Origin of the sequence: Nonomuraea sp. NPDC049421 (assembly GCF_040677005.1) — a bacterium.
In the GTDB taxonomy this organism is placed as follows: Bacteria; Actinomycetota; Actinomycetes; order Streptosporangiales; family Streptosporangiaceae; genus Nonomuraea; species Nonomuraea salmonea.
Window position 1 is genome coordinate 163,849 of the sequence record NZ_JBFAQA010000002.1, and the last position, 15,627, is coordinate 179,475.

General features: G+C 73.0%; 14 protein-coding genes. 9 read left to right on the forward strand and 5 right to left on the reverse strand.

What is annotated here, in order from left to right:
* Positions 1-64: 64 nt before the first annotated feature.
* Positions 65-421 carry an STAS domain-containing protein gene (locus AB0K18_RS04370; protein WP_364909642.1) on the reverse strand — a complete coding sequence of 119 codons (357 nt, stop codon included), beginning with the start codon at positions 419-421 and terminating at the stop codon, positions 65-67.
* 297 nt (positions 422-718) lie between these two features.
* Here AB0K18_RS04370 and AB0K18_RS04375 point away from each other — a divergent pair, with 297 nt between their 5' ends.
* On the forward strand, positions 719-4,915 hold the full coding sequence (locus AB0K18_RS04375) for a SpoIIE family protein phosphatase (RefSeq protein WP_364909645.1): 4,197 nt from the start codon (positions 719-721) through the stop codon (positions 4,913-4,915).
* The gene (locus AB0K18_RS04380) at positions 4,912-5,214 is read left to right on the forward strand and encodes an STAS domain-containing protein (protein ID WP_364909649.1); all 303 of its coding nucleotides are present in this window, start codon (positions 4,912-4,914) and stop codon (positions 5,212-5,214) included. Before AB0K18_RS04375 ends, AB0K18_RS04380 begins: the two co-directional genes overlap by 4 nt.
* A 78-nt stretch (positions 5,215-5,292) precedes the next feature.
* Here AB0K18_RS04380 and AB0K18_RS04385 read toward each other — a convergent pair whose 3' ends face one another.
* Entirely contained in the window at positions 5,293-6,207 is a 915-nt protein-coding gene (locus AB0K18_RS04385) for a neutral zinc metallopeptidase (RefSeq protein WP_364909652.1), read from the reverse strand.
* Positions 6,208-6,316: 109 nt separating this feature from the next.
* On the opposite strand from AB0K18_RS04385, the gene AB0K18_RS04390 reads away from it, so the two are divergent.
* The 7 genes from AB0K18_RS04390 (at position 6,317) to AB0K18_RS04420 (ending at position 13,032) form a co-directional block, all read left to right on the forward strand.
* Positions 6,317-6,961, forward strand: coding sequence for a class I SAM-dependent methyltransferase (locus tag AB0K18_RS04390; protein ID WP_364909654.1), 645 nt, complete (start codon positions 6,317-6,319; stop codon positions 6,959-6,961).
* An 89-nt stretch (positions 6,962-7,050) separates the two neighbouring features.
* The gene (locus tag AB0K18_RS04395; protein WP_364909657.1) at positions 7,051-7,818 is read left to right on the forward strand and encodes an ABC transporter ATP-binding protein; all 768 of its coding nucleotides are present in this window, start codon (positions 7,051-7,053) and stop codon (positions 7,816-7,818) included.
* Positions 7,815-10,346, forward strand: coding sequence for an FtsX-like permease family protein (locus tag AB0K18_RS04400; RefSeq protein ID WP_364909660.1), 2,532 nt, complete (start codon positions 7,815-7,817; stop codon positions 10,344-10,346). Before AB0K18_RS04395 ends, AB0K18_RS04400 begins: the two co-directional genes overlap by 4 nt.
* A 46-nt stretch (positions 10,347-10,392) precedes the next feature.
* A complete protein-coding gene (locus tag AB0K18_RS04405; protein ID WP_364909663.1) occupies positions 10,393-11,658 on the forward strand; it encodes a sensor domain-containing protein in 1,266 nt (421 codons plus the stop codon).
* Entirely contained in the window at positions 11,643-12,278 is a 636-nt protein-coding gene (locus tag AB0K18_RS04410) for a response regulator transcription factor (protein ID WP_364909666.1), read from the forward strand. Before AB0K18_RS04405 ends, AB0K18_RS04410 begins: the two co-directional genes overlap by 16 nt.
* A gap of 77 nt (positions 12,279-12,355) precedes the next feature.
* Positions 12,356-12,544 (forward strand): DUF4236 domain-containing protein, encoded by a 189-nt coding sequence (locus tag AB0K18_RS04415; protein WP_345405966.1) that lies wholly within the window; start codon positions 12,356-12,358, stop codon positions 12,542-12,544.
* 110 nt (positions 12,545-12,654) lie between these two features.
* On the forward strand, positions 12,655-13,032 hold the full coding sequence (locus AB0K18_RS04420; RefSeq protein WP_364909668.1) for a hypothetical protein: 378 nt from the start codon (positions 12,655-12,657) through the stop codon (positions 13,030-13,032).
* A gap of 3 nt (positions 13,033-13,035) precedes the next feature.
* Here AB0K18_RS04420 and AB0K18_RS04425 read toward each other — a convergent pair whose 3' ends face one another.
* The 3 genes from AB0K18_RS04425 to AB0K18_RS04435 form a co-directional block, all read right to left on the reverse strand.
* Entirely contained in the window at positions 13,036-13,248 is a 213-nt protein-coding gene (locus AB0K18_RS04425; RefSeq protein ID WP_364909671.1) for a hypothetical protein, read from the reverse strand.
* Between the two features lie 109 nt (positions 13,249-13,357).
* Positions 13,358-13,957 carry a hypothetical protein gene (locus tag AB0K18_RS04430; RefSeq protein WP_364909674.1) on the reverse strand — a complete coding sequence of 200 codons (600 nt, stop codon included), beginning with the start codon at positions 13,955-13,957 and terminating at the stop codon, positions 13,358-13,360.
* 131 nt (positions 13,958-14,088) lie between these two features.
* Positions 14,089-15,594: a PQQ-dependent sugar dehydrogenase gene (locus AB0K18_RS04435; protein WP_364909677.1), complete on the reverse strand. Its 1,506-nt coding sequence runs from the start codon at positions 15,592-15,594 to the stop codon at positions 14,089-14,091.
* Positions 15,595-15,627: the final 33 nt, after the last annotated feature.

The window sequence follows — 15,627 nt, forward strand, 5'->3', positions numbered from 1 at the left end:
GAACGAAGGGTATCGGGCTTTCCACGGTGGAACTATCGCTTCCGCTCCCCGCGCGAGGAGGGCGTCACCCCAGGGCCGCGATGGCGTCCGCGGCGGTGTCGTGGAAGGAGAGCAGCCGGTCGAGACCCATGATCTTGAAGACGTGGGCGATGTCGGGGGCCAGCCCGGCCAGCGCCGCCCGCGCGCCCGCCTCTCGCGCCCGCTGATGCGCCGTGACCAGGATCGAGACGCCGGTGGAGTCGCAGAACGTGAGCGCCGACAGATCGACCACCAGCGCGTCACCTGGTGCGAGCGTCACGTCGTCGAGCGCCGCCAGCAGACGCGAGGAGGTGTGGTGGTCGAGGTCTCCTGACACGACCAGGACATGGATGCGAGCAGAATGCGGCTGGTAGGTGACGGTCAGACCGTGGTCGTGCTGCACCAAGGCTCCTGAGGGGAGGGAGGGGCGGGACGGACGAGGCGGACGCGGCGGACGCCGTGGCGAAACGTGCGGGCGCCTTGGCCGAGAGGTGCGCTCAGTTTACGCACCGTGGCGGATCGATCGCCGGTGGCCTGAGGTGCGGGGCCGGTCGACGCGGCCCTGCATGGAGGGAATTGCTCTATTCTACGTACGGCCGTGGCACCGAGGCCGCACACCGGATCCCTAGGCCGCGGTCGGCGACCCCACGATCACCAGCTGGTGGCGAGCCCTACGCTCGCCGCGGAGGAAAGGGTCCGCATGGCACCCGAGGACGACGGCGGGCCCGCGCCCGCGGCCGGCACGGCGATCTTCTCCGCCGACGACGAGGTCGGCCGCGACCTGGCCGCCGTCGACTGGGCCGCGACCCCGCTCGGCCCGCCGCAGGACTGGCCGCAGAGCCTGCGCACGGCGGTCAGCATCCTGCTGTCGTCCCGCTTCTCCATGTGGATGGCGTGGGGGCCGGAGCTGACGTTCTTCTGCAACGCCGCCTACCGCCGCGACACGCTGGGCCACAAGTATCCGTGGGCGCTCGGCCGGCCCGCCGCCGAGGTGTGGGCGGAGATCTGGGGCGACATCGGCCCCCGCATCGACGCCGTGCTGCACACCGGGCAGGCGACCTGGGACGAGGCGCTGCTGCTCTTCCTGGAGCGGGCCGGCTACCCCGAGGAGACGTACCACACGTTCTCCTACAGCCCGCTGCGCGACGACGGCGGCGCGGTCGTCGGCATGCTCTGCGTGGTCAGCGAGGAGACCGAGCGGGTCACCGGCGAGCGGCGCATGGCGACCCTGCGCGACCTCGGCTCCGACCCCAGCGTCGTGCGCACCGAGCAGGAGATGCTGGCCTTCGCGGGGCGGCAGTTCGGCCACAACCCGCGCGACCTGCCGTTCACGCTGACGTACCTGTTCGACGAGGACGGCCGCGCGCGGCTGGCCGCGTCGACCGGCATCGCGGCGGACCACCCCGCGGCCCCCGCCGACGCGGCAGGAGTGTGGCCGGCCGAGGCGCTGGCGGCGGGCGAGGCCACGCTGGTCGAGCTGGACGGCGACCCGTTCCACGACCTGCCGTGCGGCGCCTGGACGCAGCCGCCCGCGCGGGCGCTGGTCGTGCCGCTGCGGCAGCAGGGCAACGCGCCGTACGGGTTCCTGGTGGTCGCCCTCAACCGCTACCGGCCGCTGAACGAGCGCTACAGCGGCTTCATCGAGCTGGCCGCCGGCCACGTCGCGGCCGGCATCGCCTCGGCCCGCAGCTACGAGGCCCAGCAGCGGCGGGCCGAGGAGCTGGCCGAGCTCGACCGCGCCAAGACCGTCTTCTTCTCCAACATCAGCCACGAGTTCCGCACCCCGCTCACGCTGATCATGGGGCCGGTGAGCGAGCTGCGCGCCGCGCTCGCCGACGCCGAGCCTCAGGTGCTGCAGGACCTCGAGGTCATCCACCGCAACGGGCTGCGCCTCGGCAAGCTCGTCAACACGCTGCTCGACTTCTCCCGCATCGAGGCGGGCCGCATGCAGGCCCGCTACGAGCCGGTCGACCTCGCGGCCGTCACCGCCGAGCTGGCCAGCGTCTTCCGCTCCGCCGTCGACAAGGCCGGCCTCGTCTTCCGCGTGGACTGCCCGCCGCTGCCCGAGCCGGTCTGCGTCGATCGCGAGATGTGGGAGAAGGTCGTCTTCAACCTGCTCAGCAACGCGCTGAAGTTCACCTTCGACGGCTCCATCACCGTCGCCGTCACCGCGCGCGACGGGCAGGCCGAGGTGACGATCTCCGACACCGGCATCGGCATCGCCGCCGACGAGCTGCCCCGCCTGTTCGAGCGCTTCCACCGCATCGAGAGCGCCCGTTCGCGGTCCAACGAGGGCAGCGGCATCGGTCTCGCGCTCGTCCAGGAGCTGGTGGGGCTGCACGGCGGCACCATCACCGCCGCGGGCGCCGAGGGTGAGGGCACCACCTTCACCATCCGGCTGCCGTTCGGCTCCGCGCACCTGCCCGCCGGCAGCGTCGTGCCCGCCCGCCCGGCCGAGCCGGTCCCCGCACTCGGCAACGCGTACGTGCAGGAGGTCATGCGCTGGCTGCCCGAGGACGATCCCGGCGGCGAGCTGCCCGCCGACGCCCGCTCCGCGGCGCCCGGCGACGGCGCGCCGCCCCGGGTGCTGGTCGCCGACGACAACGGCGACATGCGCGAATACCTCGTCAGGCTGCTCAGGGGCGCCGGTTACCAGGTCAGCGCCGTCGGCGACGGCCTGCGGGCCCTGGACGCCGTCCGCGCCGAAGCGCCCGACCTCGTGGTCAGCGACGTCATGATGCCGCACCTCGACGGGCTCGCCCTGGTCGCGGCGCTGCGCTCCGACCCCCGTACGGCCGGGGTGCCGGTGCTGCTGTTGTCGGCCCGCGCCGGGCAGGAGGCCGCCATCGAGGGGCTGTCGGCGGGCGCCGACGACTACCTCGTCAAGCCGTTCTCCGCGGCCGAACTGCTGGCGCGGGCCAGGGCCAACGTGGAGCTGGCGCGGATGCGCAACCACCACACCCGCTGGCGCAACGCCATGATCGACTCGTTGCAGGAGGCGTTCTTCGTCACCGACGAGGACGGCGCGGTCATCGAGATCAACGCGGCGTTCACCGACATCCTCGGCTACGGGCCCGACGGCCTGCCGTACGCGCCGCTGCACCCGTGGTGGCCGGACCAGGACGCCGACCCGCAGGGCCACGCACTGGCCGGCGAGCTGTTCGGCCGGCTCGTCGGGGAGGGCAGGGGGAGCGGCGTCATCCCGGCCGTCCACCGCGACGGCCACCAGGTCTGGATCGCGGTCACCTTCAACGAGGTCGCCGACCCCGACACCCGCCGCCGCCGGGTCGTCGGCACGCTGCGCGACGTCACCGCCGAGCACTACCTGGTGCAGCGCGAGAGCGCGCTGGCCGCGCTCAGCATGCGCGCCTCCCAGGCGGACAATTTGGCCGGGGCCCTCACCGGCGGCCTCGCCGCCCTCCAGGAAGTCTGGCGCGCCCGCCAGGTCCTCGCCGCCCTCTGGAAGGACGCGGAGGCACCGCTTGCCCCCGTGGAGGGGCCGCCCGTTCTCGTCCGTGTTCTGGACGGCGTTCCGGACGGCGTTCCGGACGGCGTTCCGGACGGCGGGGGCTGGGACGAGCTGCCCGAGCAGCTTCAGGGGGCGCTGAGCGGGCTGCGTGAGCAGCCGCCGCTGCGGCCGGTCGCCTCCGAGACCGATGGCGCCGGCATCACCCTCGAACACCCCGAGGGGCTGCTGGCCGTGTGGGTGGATCTGGGGCAGAACCGGCCCTTCTCCACCGAGGACCAGACGCTGCTCGCCCTGCTGGCCGGCCACCTCGGGCAGTTGCTGCACCGCGTGCACCAGCTCGACGAGCAGCGGGAGGCCGCCGTGGCCTTGCAGCGGGCCATTCTCGGCCCGTCCACGCTGCCCGACGGTTTCGCGGTCCGCTACGAGCCGGCCGGCCGTCCCCTGGAGGTCGGCGGCGACTGGTACGACATCGTGCCACTGGACGGCGCCCGCATCGGCATCGTCGTCGGCGACTGCGTGGGCCGCGGGCTCGGCGCCGCCGCCGTCATGGGCCAGCTGCGCAGCGCCTGCCGCGCCCTGCTGCTGCAGAACTCCAGCCCCGCCCAGATGTTCACCACCCTCGACGAGTTCGCCGCGCTCATCCCCGGCGCCAAGTGCACCACCGTCTTCTGCGGCGTGCTCGACACCGCCACCGGCGACCTCGTCTACGCCAGCGCCGGACATCCGCCCGGCATCCTGGCCCGCGCCGACGGCGGCACCACGCTGCTGGAGGGCGGCCGCTCCACGCCGCTCGCCGTCCGGCCGGCCCGGCCCCGCTCCGAGGCGACGTGCACGATGCCGCCCCGCTCGACGCTGCTGCTCTACACCGACGGGCTGGTCGAGCGGCGCCGCCGGCCGCTGACGGCGGGCATCGACCAGGCCAGCGCCGCCGTCCAGGCCGGACGGTCCACCCCGATCGAGGACCTCGCCACCGACGTCATGGCCAGGCTCGCCCCCGACGGCGGCTACAGCGACGACGTCGCCCTGCTCCTCTACCGGCAGCCCGCGCCGCTGGAGGTCGCCTTCCCCGCCGAGTCCAGCCAGCTCGCCCCCGTGCGCTCGGCGCTGCGCACCTGGCTGAGCCGCTGCCAGGTCACCTCGGCGCAGGCGCAGAGCATCCTGGTCGCGGCCGGCGAGGCGTGCGCCAACGCGATCGAGCACGGCCACCGCGACAGCCCGGGGGAGACGATCCGGCTGCGGGCGGTGGCGACCGGCGACGACGTCCGCCTCACCGTCGCCGACACCGGCCGGTGGAAGGCGCCGCAGCCGGAGGCCAATCCCCACCGCGGCCGTGGCGTCGCCCTCATGCGCGCCCTCATGCAGGAGGTCACCATCCAGCCCGGCGCCGCCGGCACCATCGTCGACATGCATGCGAGGATCGCCCGATGACCGCACCCCTGAGCCTGGTCACGTCAGAGCTGCCCGACGGCACCCCGGTGCTCGCCGTCACCGGCGAGGTGGACATGAGCAACGCCGCCACCCTGGACGACGCGCTCACCAGGACGTCGGGCGCCACCGTGCTGGTGGACCTGAGCGCGGTTGAGTACCTCGACAGCGCGGGACTGACCGTGTTGTTCTCCCATGCCGGGCGGATCAGGGTGGTCGCCAACCCGCTGCTGGAGCCCGTCCTGGAGATCTCGGGCCTCGTGGACGTCACCACCGTCACCAGGGGCGAGGACGAGGGCTGACCCCACGGGCACGGAGAAGGGCCGGACCCGAGCGGGGTCCGGCCCTTTGTTCAGCTCATGTGAGCTGCGGCTGCACGCTTAGAGGGTGGCCCTGGCGGAGGCCTTCCACGTGTTGCAGGCGGCGGGGGAGCCGCTGTTGTAGCCGCGCGTCATCCAGTTCGCCTGGGTGGGGCCCCTGCCGTGGTCGTTCTGCGGCCAGCCCTTGGCGCCGTTCTTCCTGAACCAGTCCACGGTGTAGTCCCACTCGCGGTCGGTGAAGTCCGGCTGGCCCTGCAGGGTGGACATGAACACCGCGGAGAAGCACTCGGCCTGCAGCTCGGAGCGGCGCGAGAGCGCCAGCTGCTGCGACTTGCCCGCCCTGGCGCGGGCCGTCCAGTAGTAGCTCCAGATCTTGGAGATCTGCTGCACGTGGTGGCCGTACTCGTGGGCGACGAGCCGCGTGATGCCCAGCGGGAACGGCTGGCGCAGCTGCGTCTTGCTGATCCACATGTACATCGTGCGGTCGGCGGAGCAGTAGACCGCCTCGGCGCCGGCGTTCCACTTGCCGCAGGGCGTGTTCACCTTACGGGTGACGATGCGCAGCCGCGGCTTGGAGAAGGGCAGCTTCGCCTTGCGGAACTGGCGGGACCACGCGTTGTTCAGGCAGGTGGTCACGCGCGTCAGGAACCGCTTGTACGCGGCCGTGCTGCCACGGGGCAGCGAGCCCGGCCGGCAGTTCACGTCGACGAAGCGGCCGGACCGGTAGATCCGGTTGGCGGTCGCCAGCGACTTGTTGGCGAGCGCGGCACTGCTCTGCGCGGCGCTGTTCACGGCCGCCGGAGCCGGGACCGCCTGCGCCGGAGCCGGCAGTGCCTGCCGGCTCTGCCGGCTCACCGCGGAGGTGGAGGCCGAGGCGGAGCCGGCCATGACGAACACTTGCGAGGACGTGGCCACGGTGAGGGCCACGCCCGCGGCCGCGATGGCCGCGAGTCTGGAATGAGGAAGGTTGTTCATATGTGCCCAAACAGTAGGTCAAGTTATGGCAGGTTGGGGCGAGATTGACAAAATACGTACAAAGAGACTCACGATGCGTAGGCGAGGGGAGGGTTTAGAGTGCTGTCGCATGGGCATGGATGATTGGCTGACCGACACCCGCGACTCCTACGACACCGTCGCCGAAAGCTACGCCGCGTACGTGCGTGACGCCGTCCCCGAGCGCCCCTGTCTGCGCCTTCCGCTGGAGCTCTTCGCCGAAAGCGTGCGCGCGGCGGGCGGCGGCCCGGTGGCGGACGTCGGCTGCGGCTCCGGCCACGTCACCGCCCACCTCGACCGCCTCGGCGTCGCCGCGTACGGCATCGACCTGTCGCCCGCGATGATCGACCTGGCCCGCCGCGAGCATCCCGGGCTGCGCTTCGAGGTCGGCTCGATGACCGAGTTCGACGCCGAGTCCGGCTCCCTGGGCGGCGTCATCGCCTGGCAGTCCCTGATCCACCTGCCCGACGACGAGGTCCCGGGCGTGCTCGCCCGCTTCCACCGCGCGCTGCGGCCGGGCGCGCCGTTGCATCTGCTGTTCCACGTGGGCGGCGACGTACGGCTCAAGACGCAGGGGTACGGCGGGCACCCGATGAAGGTCCGCGTGCACCGCCGCGACCCCGGGCAGGTGGCCGGCTGGGTGCGTGCGGCCGGGTTCGAGATCGAGGCCCAGCTGCTGCTGGAGCCGGACGGTGAGCGGCCGCAGGCGTTCGTCTTCGCTCGCAGCCCGGGCTGAGGGTCCGCCGGGGGTAACGCCTGCGTTACCCCAAAGAGGGTCGCCTTCGTGATCGCGCCGGGCGGGGCGCCTCCCCTGAGATGGGAGGCATGTCTTCTTCGTCTTCGCACGCAGGCGTCGCCGGGCGGCCTGTCGTCGTCCGCGCGGTCGATCTGACGCGCACGTTCGGCCACCGCGGCTCGCTGGTGACGGCTCTTGACCGGGTCTCCATCGGGTTCGAGGCGGGCCGGTTCACCTCGATCATGGGGCCGTCGGGATCGGGGAAGTCCACGCTGCTGTACTGCCTGGCGGGGCTGGAACGGCCGACGTCGGGGTCGGTGCTGATCGGGGAGACCGACCTGGCACGGCTGCGGGACGGCAGGCTGACGACGCTGCGGCGGGACCGGCTGGGGTTCGTCTTCCAGGCGTTCAACCTCATCCCGACGTTGACCGCGGAGGAGAACATCACGCTGAGCGAGCGGATCGGCGGCCTCCGCGTCGATCGGCAGTGGACGGCGCGGCTGGTACGGGTGCTGGGGCTGGGCGAGCGGCTGGGGCACCGCCCGAGCGAGCTGTCCGGCGGCCAGCAGCAGCGGGTCGCGATCGCGCGGGCGCTGGCGCACCGCCCGGCCGTGGTGTTCGCCGACGAGCCCACCGGCAACCTGGACTCCCACACGGGCGGCGAGGTGCTGAGCTTCCTGCGGCTCGCGGTCGAGCAGTTCGGGCAGACGGTGGTGATGGTGACGCACGATCCAGCCGCCGCCGCGGCCACGCACCGCGTGGTGTTCCTCCGAGACGGACGCGTCGTGGACGAGATGGACGACCCGTCACCCGGGAACGTGCTGCGCCGCCTCGCCCAGGGAAGGCCGGCCGCATGATCACCCTGGCCTGGCGGAGCCTGACGGGCCGCAAGACGGCGATCCTGGCGGCGCTGCTCTCGGTCATGACAGGAGCCGCGCTCGTCACGGCGACCCTTCTGATCGCCCACGCCCAGGACCGGCAGGGGGCGGCGAGTGTGACGAGCTGGCGCTTCACGGCGGTGGACGCGGTGGTGAAGCCACCGCCGAGCGTCCGGCTGACGAGCGGACTCACGCTCGACCTGCCCGCGCCGCCCCGGCTGACCGAGCGGCAGATCGACGCCGTCCGCGCCGCCCCGGGGGTGACCTCGGCCGCCCTGGAGACCCCGTTCCCCGCCTACCTCGTCGCGTGGGACGGCACGGTGGTGGGTGACGCGTTCACCCGCTCGTGGGGGCATCCCTGGTCCACCGCGGTCGCGGACGGCGCCGCACTGATCGACGGGCACGCACCCAGGAGAGCCGGCGACGTGGTGATCGACGGGTCCGTGGCGGCGGCAGCCGGCGCCGGCGTGGGCGACGAGGTGCGGATCCGGCTCGCGAACGGGACGGAGACGTACACCGTCAGCGGAGTCGCGCGGCGCGCGGGCGAGCAGTTCGAGCACGCGCTGTTCTTCGCCCCGGACACGGCCGCCAGGCTCGGCGGCGCGCCCGTGCTGGCGCTGGTGTCCACGACGGACGTCGCGGCGCTGCGCGACGCCGTCCCCGGCCTGCTGGTGGTGACCGGCGCGGCGCGGGCCGGCAGCCTGCAGCTGGACCTGCGTCAGGCCGAGCTCGCGGGCGGCTCGAGCGGGTTCCTGACGGTCATCGCGTCGCTGGCGCTGACGCTCGCCGTGTTCGTCATCTCCAGCACCTTGACCGTCTCCATCGGGCAACGGCGCAGGGAGCTGGCGATGCTGCGCGTCGTCGGCACCCGGCCCCGGCTGATCCGCCGGATGATCGTCTGGGAGGCGGTCCTCATCGGTGCCCTCGGTGGCGTCGCCGGCACGGTCGCGGGCGTCGCCCTGGCCGAGCTGGCGCGGCGGTTCTTCGTCGGTCAGGGGCTCATGGCCCGGGGCTCGGCGGTGGGCGCAGAGCCGGTGGCGCTGGTGGCCGGATTCGGCGCGGCGGTGCTCTCGGCGCTGGTGGCCGCGTGGCTCCCGGCCCGCCGCGCCACGCGCGTCGCGCCGCTCGACGCGCTGCGCGAGTCCGAGGTCCCCGCCCGTCAGCCGGGGCGCGCACGCGCGGTGTCCGGCGGGGTGCTGGCGGCGGCGGCCGTGGCCTGCCTGGCCGGAGCGCTCGCCCTGGGCGGCCCGGTCCCGACGCTCGGCGGCACGATCGCGATGCTGCTCGTGGTGACGTCGTTCCCGCTGCTCGCCGGGGCCGCCGCGCTGGTGGGCCCGCACCTGTTGCGCGGCGCGCTGGCGCCGGCCGGTCCGCTCCTGCGCCGCTGGTCCGGCGGATTCCTAGCCGAGCGGGCGATCCGCTCCGACCTGCGCCGGGCGGCGGGCGTGTCGGTTCCGCTGACGCTCCTGGTCGCGGTCGGCTCCGTGCTGCTGCTCCAGGACGGCGCGAACGCGCAGGCGCGCTCCAGGGTGTACGCCGAGCAGGTCACGGCGGACGCGGTCGTGGCCGGAGGCGTCCAGCTCGGCGTGCCGTTGAGCGCCGCAGGTGCGGTCGCACGCACGCCGGGGGTCGCGGCGGCGTCGGCGAGCGTCTCCGCGCGCCTCGTCATCGACGACCCGCCCACCTCCCGCTCCAACGGCACCGTGACCGGCGTCGACCCCGCCGGTTTCCGTGCGGTGCTGTCCTACGAGGTCGTCTCCGGGAGCTGGGCGGAGTTCGGTGCGGGCGGCATCGGCGTGTCGCACCTCGTGGCCGAGGACAAGGGCTGGCGGATCGGTGACAGGGTTCGGTTCCTGTACCCGGACGGGACGCCGGGCACGGCGGTGGTGCGCACGACGTACCGCGACCCGATGGGGGTGAGCGACCTGATCATGCCGCTGCCGGCGCTCGTGCCGCACCTCCTGGAGCCCTTCGCGACCGCCGTGTACGTCACGTTCACCCCCGGAGCCGGCCACGCCGCGACCCTGGCCGCGATCAACGAGCAGCTGGCCGCGGTCGCCCCCGGCGCGCACGCGACGGACCGGGACGCGCATCTGGCACAGGTGGCCGCGCAGGCCGGCGAGGACGAGTGGATCATCCTCATGGTGGTGGCGATCCTGGGCGGCTACGCGGGCGCCTCCGCCGTCAACGTGCTGATCGGCTCCACCCTGTCCAGGCGGCGCGAGTTCGCCCTGCTCAGGCTGGCGGGAGCACGACGGTCGCGGATCGCGGGCGCGCTCATGGTCGAGTGCATGCTGGTCGCCACCACCGCCGTCGTCACGGGCGCGGCCATCGCGGCGGCGACCATGACCGCGTACGGATACCTGCTCACCGGTACGATCTGGTTGCCTTTCACGGGCGCGACCTTCTTCGCGATCGTCGCGTGCGCCTACCTGGCCGCCGCGATCGGCACGCTCGCCCCCGCTCACACCGCCATGAAGGTGGCCGCGCTGGAGGCGGTGCGCTGAGATGATGCTCCGGGAAACGGCAGGCGAGCATGCGAGGACGGGAGCCGTGGCAGGGACGGCCTGGACACCGGTCGACGGCCCGGGGGCCGCGCTCCGCCGGCATCCGGTGCGGTTGCTGGTGACGTCCTGGCCGTGGAGGTCGCTGGCCTACCTCGCCACCACGCCCCTGGTCGCGTTCTCGTGGCTGGTGACGTGCTGGCCGTTGCTCGTTCTCGCCGGGCTGCCGCTCGGGCACGTCGAACGCCGGCGGCTGCGGTGGATCGACCGGCGCGCCACGCCCAGCCCGCACGCGCCCGCCACGGCACGGGGGCTCGCCGGATGGGCACGCCTGCGCGCCGGCGAGCGATCGACCTGGACGGAGCTGCTGCACGGCGCCCTGCTGCTGCCCCTGTCGCTGCTCGACCTCGCGCTCGCGTCGGTCGCCCTGCTCATGCCGGTCATGATGGTCGGCTCCGGCGCCGCCCTGCTCGTTCTGCTCGTCCTGGGCGTCGATTCCGGCGCGGTGACCACGGTGCCCGACCTGCCGGCCTCGGTGGGGGCGCAGCTCGGGTTCGCGTGCCTGGGCGTCGTCTGGTTCGCCGCCGGCCTGTACGCCGTGACCCTCGCCGCGGAAGGCCGGCGCCGCCTGTGCAGGATGCTCGTCAGCGAACCCTCGCAACCCCTGCGGGCGCGCCTCGACGAGGTGACGCGGTCACGCGCCCGCATCACCTCGGCCTTCGACGAGGAGCGGCGGCGCATCGAGCGCGACCTGCACGACGGGGCGCAGCAGCGCCTCACCTCCCTGGTCATGACGCTGGGAACCATGAAGTACGAGCTGCGCCGCGGCCACGACATCGGCCCGCTGGTCGACCAGGCGAGCGCCGACGCTCGGCAGGCCGTCGACGAGCTGCGTGACATCGTGCACGGCATCTACCCGTCGGCGCTGCGCGAGCACGACCTCGCCGAAGCGTTCGACGACCTCCTCTCCCGCGCCCAGCGCGCCGGCCTGACCACCGGCGTCGACCTCGCCATCCCGCCGGACCTGCCGACGGACGTCGAGGTCGGGCTGTACTTCGCCGTCAGCGAGCTGGTCACCAACGTCACCAGGCACAGCGGAGCCGCCACCGTGACGCTGCACGCCGCCCCGACACCGCGGCGGACCCTGCTCGTCACCGTCGAGGACGACGGGCACGGTGGAGCCGCACCGGGAAGGGGCACCGGGCTGGTCGGCGTCATCGACCGCATCGAGACGCTCGGCGGCCGTGTCGCGGTCTCCAGCCCCGAGGGCGGGCCCACCCGGGTGAGCGTGGAGGTTCCGTGCGCGTCGTCATAGCCGAGGACTCCGTCCTGCTCCGCGAAGGGCTCGCCCGCCTTCTCGACGCGGCGGGTCATGACGTCGTGGCCGCCGTCGGCGATCCCGGCGCGCTCGTGGCCGCCGTCCGCGCCCACACCCCTGACCTGTCCATCGTCGACGTCCGGATGCCCCCGACCCACACCGACGAGGGCATCAGAGCCGCCCACCGCCTGCGCGAGGAGAACCCCGCCGCCCGCATCCTCGTCCTGTCGCAGATCGTCTCGGGCCGCGCCGCCGCCGGCCTGCTCACCACCGGCGAAGGCGGGCTCGGCTACCTGCTGAAGGACCGCGTCGGCGACGTCGAGGAGTTCCTGGCCGCCATCGAGACCGTCGCCGCCGGCGGCGAGGTCATCGACCCCCACGTCGTCCGCAAGCTGCTCAGCCGGCGATCACGCGTCGACGAGCTCACCCCGCGCGAGACCGACGTGCTCGCCCTCATGGCCGAAGGCAAGACCAACACCGCCATCGCCGAAGCGCTCGTCGTCAGCGAGGCTGCGGTCGCCAAGCACATCAACCGCATCTTCACCAAGCTGGACCTGGGCACCGACGACTCCGTGCACAAGCGCGTCCAAGCCGTCCTCACCTACCTCGGGCGCTAGCGGATTTTACTCAAGGCGATATATCGCGCCTTCTGTGGGTAGCGGAGGCTTCTCGCACACTCATGGAGGAAAGCGATATGGGTTGGAGCTACCGGAAGTCCAAGAAGTTCGGCCCGTTCCGGCTGAACCTGTCCCGCCGCGGTGTGGGGCACAGCTGGGGCAACCGGCTGTTCCGCGTCACCCGGTCGGCGGACGGACGCCGTACGTTGTCGATCAACCTGCCCGGCGGCCTGCACTGGCGCAAGACCATCGGCAGCAGCCGCTGACACGTCGTGAGGGGGCGGGCTCCGGCCCGCCCCTTCACCGTGTCCGTCTTTACCGGGCCCGCCGTTTCGCCACTCGCTCTGGGGGAAGTCGGCGGCGGGAGGTGACCGCCATGCGGAAGCACGGATACGAGGGCGACGACGACGGGCGCGTACGCGGAGGCGCGCCGCACGTGACCGGCGGCGGGCACCCGGGGACGCCCATGCAGGACGACGGGCCGACTTACGGGGTGGGCGCCGGCGGGCGGCCGCTGTGGAGCGAGCGTGACCGCGACAGCGAGCGCATCCGCGCGCTGCTGCGCCGGGCGGGCTGCGCCGGTTTCATCGTCTCGGCCGGGGATGCCGGGCTGTTCCTGGTGACGTGTACGGACCCCTACCCGGTGGCGACCGGCCGCATCGTGGCCTGCGTACAGGCGCTGACCAGGGCCGGGATGGCGGTGGCTCCGCTCGTGGGCGACTCGCGCACCTTGCAGGTCAGGGTGACGACCTGAGCGTCAGTCGTCGGATGAGCGCCAGCGGCGCAGGATGGCCTCGTCGTCGCGGTCGCCGTGCCAGGACGCCTTCTCGTCGATCGCGTGCGGCAGCCACTCCTGATAGTCGGGCGCCTCGGGGGTGATGTCACGGGTGCCGTCGACGTGGGTGCCGTCGGGCAGCATGGTGGCGGCGGGGACGCGGAGGACGCCGCCGGCCAGCAGAATCGCGGTCATGTGCTTCATCCCCTCCGTGTGATGCCGCGTGTGATGGCGTGCACTTCGATCACCACAGTCTCGTACCCCAGCATAGCGGCCGGATGCGCCGCCGCCGGGAGTCGTTCGGTCAGCCGATGCCGTACCGCCTGGCGAACCAGGTGTAGACCTGCTGGGCGGTGTGCTCGTCGTCGAACAGCTGGATCAGCCGCCGCGCCCGCCGCACCAGCACGCACGCGAACGCCTCGGCGTACAGCTCGGTGACCGTCTCCCGGTACGGCGGCGCCAGGTAGCGGGCGCTCCTGGCGTGCAGGTGCAGCCAGAACGGGCTCTGCGACGGCATGCCGTCCATGTCGTCGGTGGCGTGGCCCAGCTCGTGCGCCGCCACGCTCGCCGACGGTGACGGCACGCTGCCGACCCCGATGATCCGCCGCGCCGGGTCGTAGACGCCGGCGCTGCGGTCCCACCAGCCCTGCTGGACTGGCAGCGAGGTGCCGCGCAGGTGCTCGAACCCCGGTAAGTCGGGCACCGAGCCGGGCCCCACGATGATGCCGCCGTGGAGGTGGCCGGCCAGCCGGGTGCCGAGGACGCGCGGCACCGCCGAGAACGTCATGATCGCGAGCAGGGTCTCGGCCGGCGGGAACGCGCCAGGATCCCACGCCCTGCGCACCCGGTCCTCGAGCGCGCCGACATGGAGCCAACCCGGCCGTCCCCTGCTCTGGCTGGCCACTCACGTTCCCTGGTCATCGCTCTTGCACCGGCGCAGGGCAGGCCGGCGGGGGAGCGCCCCGCCGGCACACCCGGCATTTGATCAAGAACCTTATCCATACGCGAGCCGCGCCGCATCTCGGCCCCTCCGGCTCAGCGGGTGACGCTGCAGGCGTCCCTGTTGAGCGAGATCCGGCTGGGCAGCGAGGCGTCACCCGTGTGACTCACGAGGTAGCCCATGGTGACGGTGGCGCCCGGCGCGATCGCGGCGTTGTGGGCCGCCGACGCGGCGGTGACCATGTCACCGGACTGGGTGAGGTCGGTGTTCCAGTCGGAGATCACCTGCTGGCCGCGCGGCAACGGGAAGCGCAGCGTCCAGCCGTTGATCGGGGCGGCGCCGGTGTTGGTGATCGTGAGGTCCACCTTCATGCCGGTGCCCCACGCCTGCTTGACGTACCGGACGTGGCAGGTCGGCGTCGCCCGCTCGAACGTGACGCGGTGCAGGCCGCCGGGCAGGTCGTTGACGACGTACAGCTCGCCCTCCGGCGTCGCGCCGAACGCGGTGACCTGGGTCGGCGTCTGGCCGAGCTCCGCCTGCTGGTAGCCGCCCTCGCCGTCCTCGCGCAGCGCCCACACCGTGGAGGAGCAGTAGTCGGTGGCGATGTAGGTGCCGCCGACCAGGTCGGCGAACTGCTCGCCCCGATACACCTCGCCGCCGATCACCGCGCAGCCGCCGGTGTGCGGCGAGTAGGTGAAGACGGGCTTGGTGTACGTCTCGTCCTGGCGGCACTGCGCCTCGTCGAACACCTCGAAGCCCTCGAAGCAGGACCAGCCCAGGTTCGCGCCCGCCTGGTCGCCCGGCTTGACGTGGTTGATCTCCTCCCAGCGGCCCTGGCCGACGTCGGCGATCCACATCGAGCCGTCGGCGTGGTCCACGGAGAAGCGCCAGGGGTTGCGGCCGCCGTACATCCAGATCTCGCCCCGCGCGCCCGCGACGTCCGCGAAGGGGTTGTCGCCGGGCACGCAGTACGCCAGGTCGCCGCAGGTCCTGCTGACGTCGATGCGCAGGATCTTGCCGAGCAGGGTGTCCAGGCGCTGGCCGCTGTCGAACGGGTCGCCCGAGCCGCCGCCGTCGCCGATGCTCATGTAGAGCATGCCGTCGGTGCCGAAGGCGAGGTCGCCGCCGTTGTGGTTGGTGTTCTCGCCGTGCTCCTGGGCGAGCAGCGGGTCGAGGCCGTCGTCGTCCATGTCGTACCTGGCGAGGGTGACCGCGCCGTCCGGCAGCGCCGTGTAGGCGAGGTACATCTCGTGGTCGTCGGCGAAGCCGGGGGAGAGCGCGATGCCGAGCAGGCCGCGCTCGTTGCCCGACTCGTCCACCGATGAGGTGATGTCGATGATCGGGTCGGGGGCGAGGCCGGTGTCGGGGTGGTAGACGCGGACGGTGCCGCGCTTCTCCACGATGAACAGCCGGTCCGTGCCGTCGTCCGGGGCGGCGATGGCGACGGGGCGGCGCAGGCCGAAGGCGACCTGGGTGGTGACCGCGTTGATCTCCTCCAGCGGCACCGCCGGTGCCGCGCTCGCGGCGGCCTGCGGCGGAGTGCTGACAGCGAGGAGGGACAGGGCGAGCAGTGTGGACGCGGCCCAGCGTTTTCCTGGCATGCCGGGGACGGTATAAGATCGTCCGCCGCCGTT

Excerpts from the sequence above, each read along its gene's own strand:
- AB0K18_RS04425 (WP_364909671.1), bottom strand. The coding sequence starts at position 13,248 with ATGACCGCGATTCTGCTGGCCGGCGGCGTCCTCCGCGTCCCCGCCGCC.
- AB0K18_RS04380 (WP_364909649.1), top strand. The coding sequence starts at position 4,912 with ATGACCGCACCCCTGAGCCTGGTCACGTCAGAGCTGCCCGACGGCACC.
- AB0K18_RS04385 (WP_364909652.1), bottom strand. The coding sequence starts at position 6,207 with ATGAACAACCTTCCTCATTCCAGACTCGCGGCCATCGCGGCCGCGGGC.
- AB0K18_RS04395 (WP_364909657.1), top strand. The coding sequence starts at position 7,051 with ATGTCTTCTTCGTCTTCGCACGCAGGCGTCGCCGGGCGGCCTGTCGTC.
- AB0K18_RS04420 (WP_364909668.1), top strand. The coding sequence starts at position 12,655 with ATGCGGAAGCACGGATACGAGGGCGACGACGACGGGCGCGTACGCGGA.
- AB0K18_RS04435 (WP_364909677.1), bottom strand. The coding sequence starts at position 15,594 with ATGCCAGGAAAACGCTGGGCCGCGTCCACACTGCTCGCCCTGTCCCTC.
- AB0K18_RS04400 (WP_364909660.1), top strand. The coding sequence starts at position 7,815 with ATGATCACCCTGGCCTGGCGGAGCCTGACGGGCCGCAAGACGGCGATC.
- AB0K18_RS04415 (WP_345405966.1), top strand. The coding sequence starts at position 12,356 with ATGGGTTGGAGCTACCGGAAGTCCAAGAAGTTCGGCCCGTTCCGGCTG.
- AB0K18_RS04375 (WP_364909645.1), top strand. The coding sequence starts at position 719 with ATGGCACCCGAGGACGACGGCGGGCCCGCGCCCGCGGCCGGCACGGCG.
- AB0K18_RS04390 (WP_364909654.1), top strand. The coding sequence starts at position 6,317 with ATGGGCATGGATGATTGGCTGACCGACACCCGCGACTCCTACGACACC.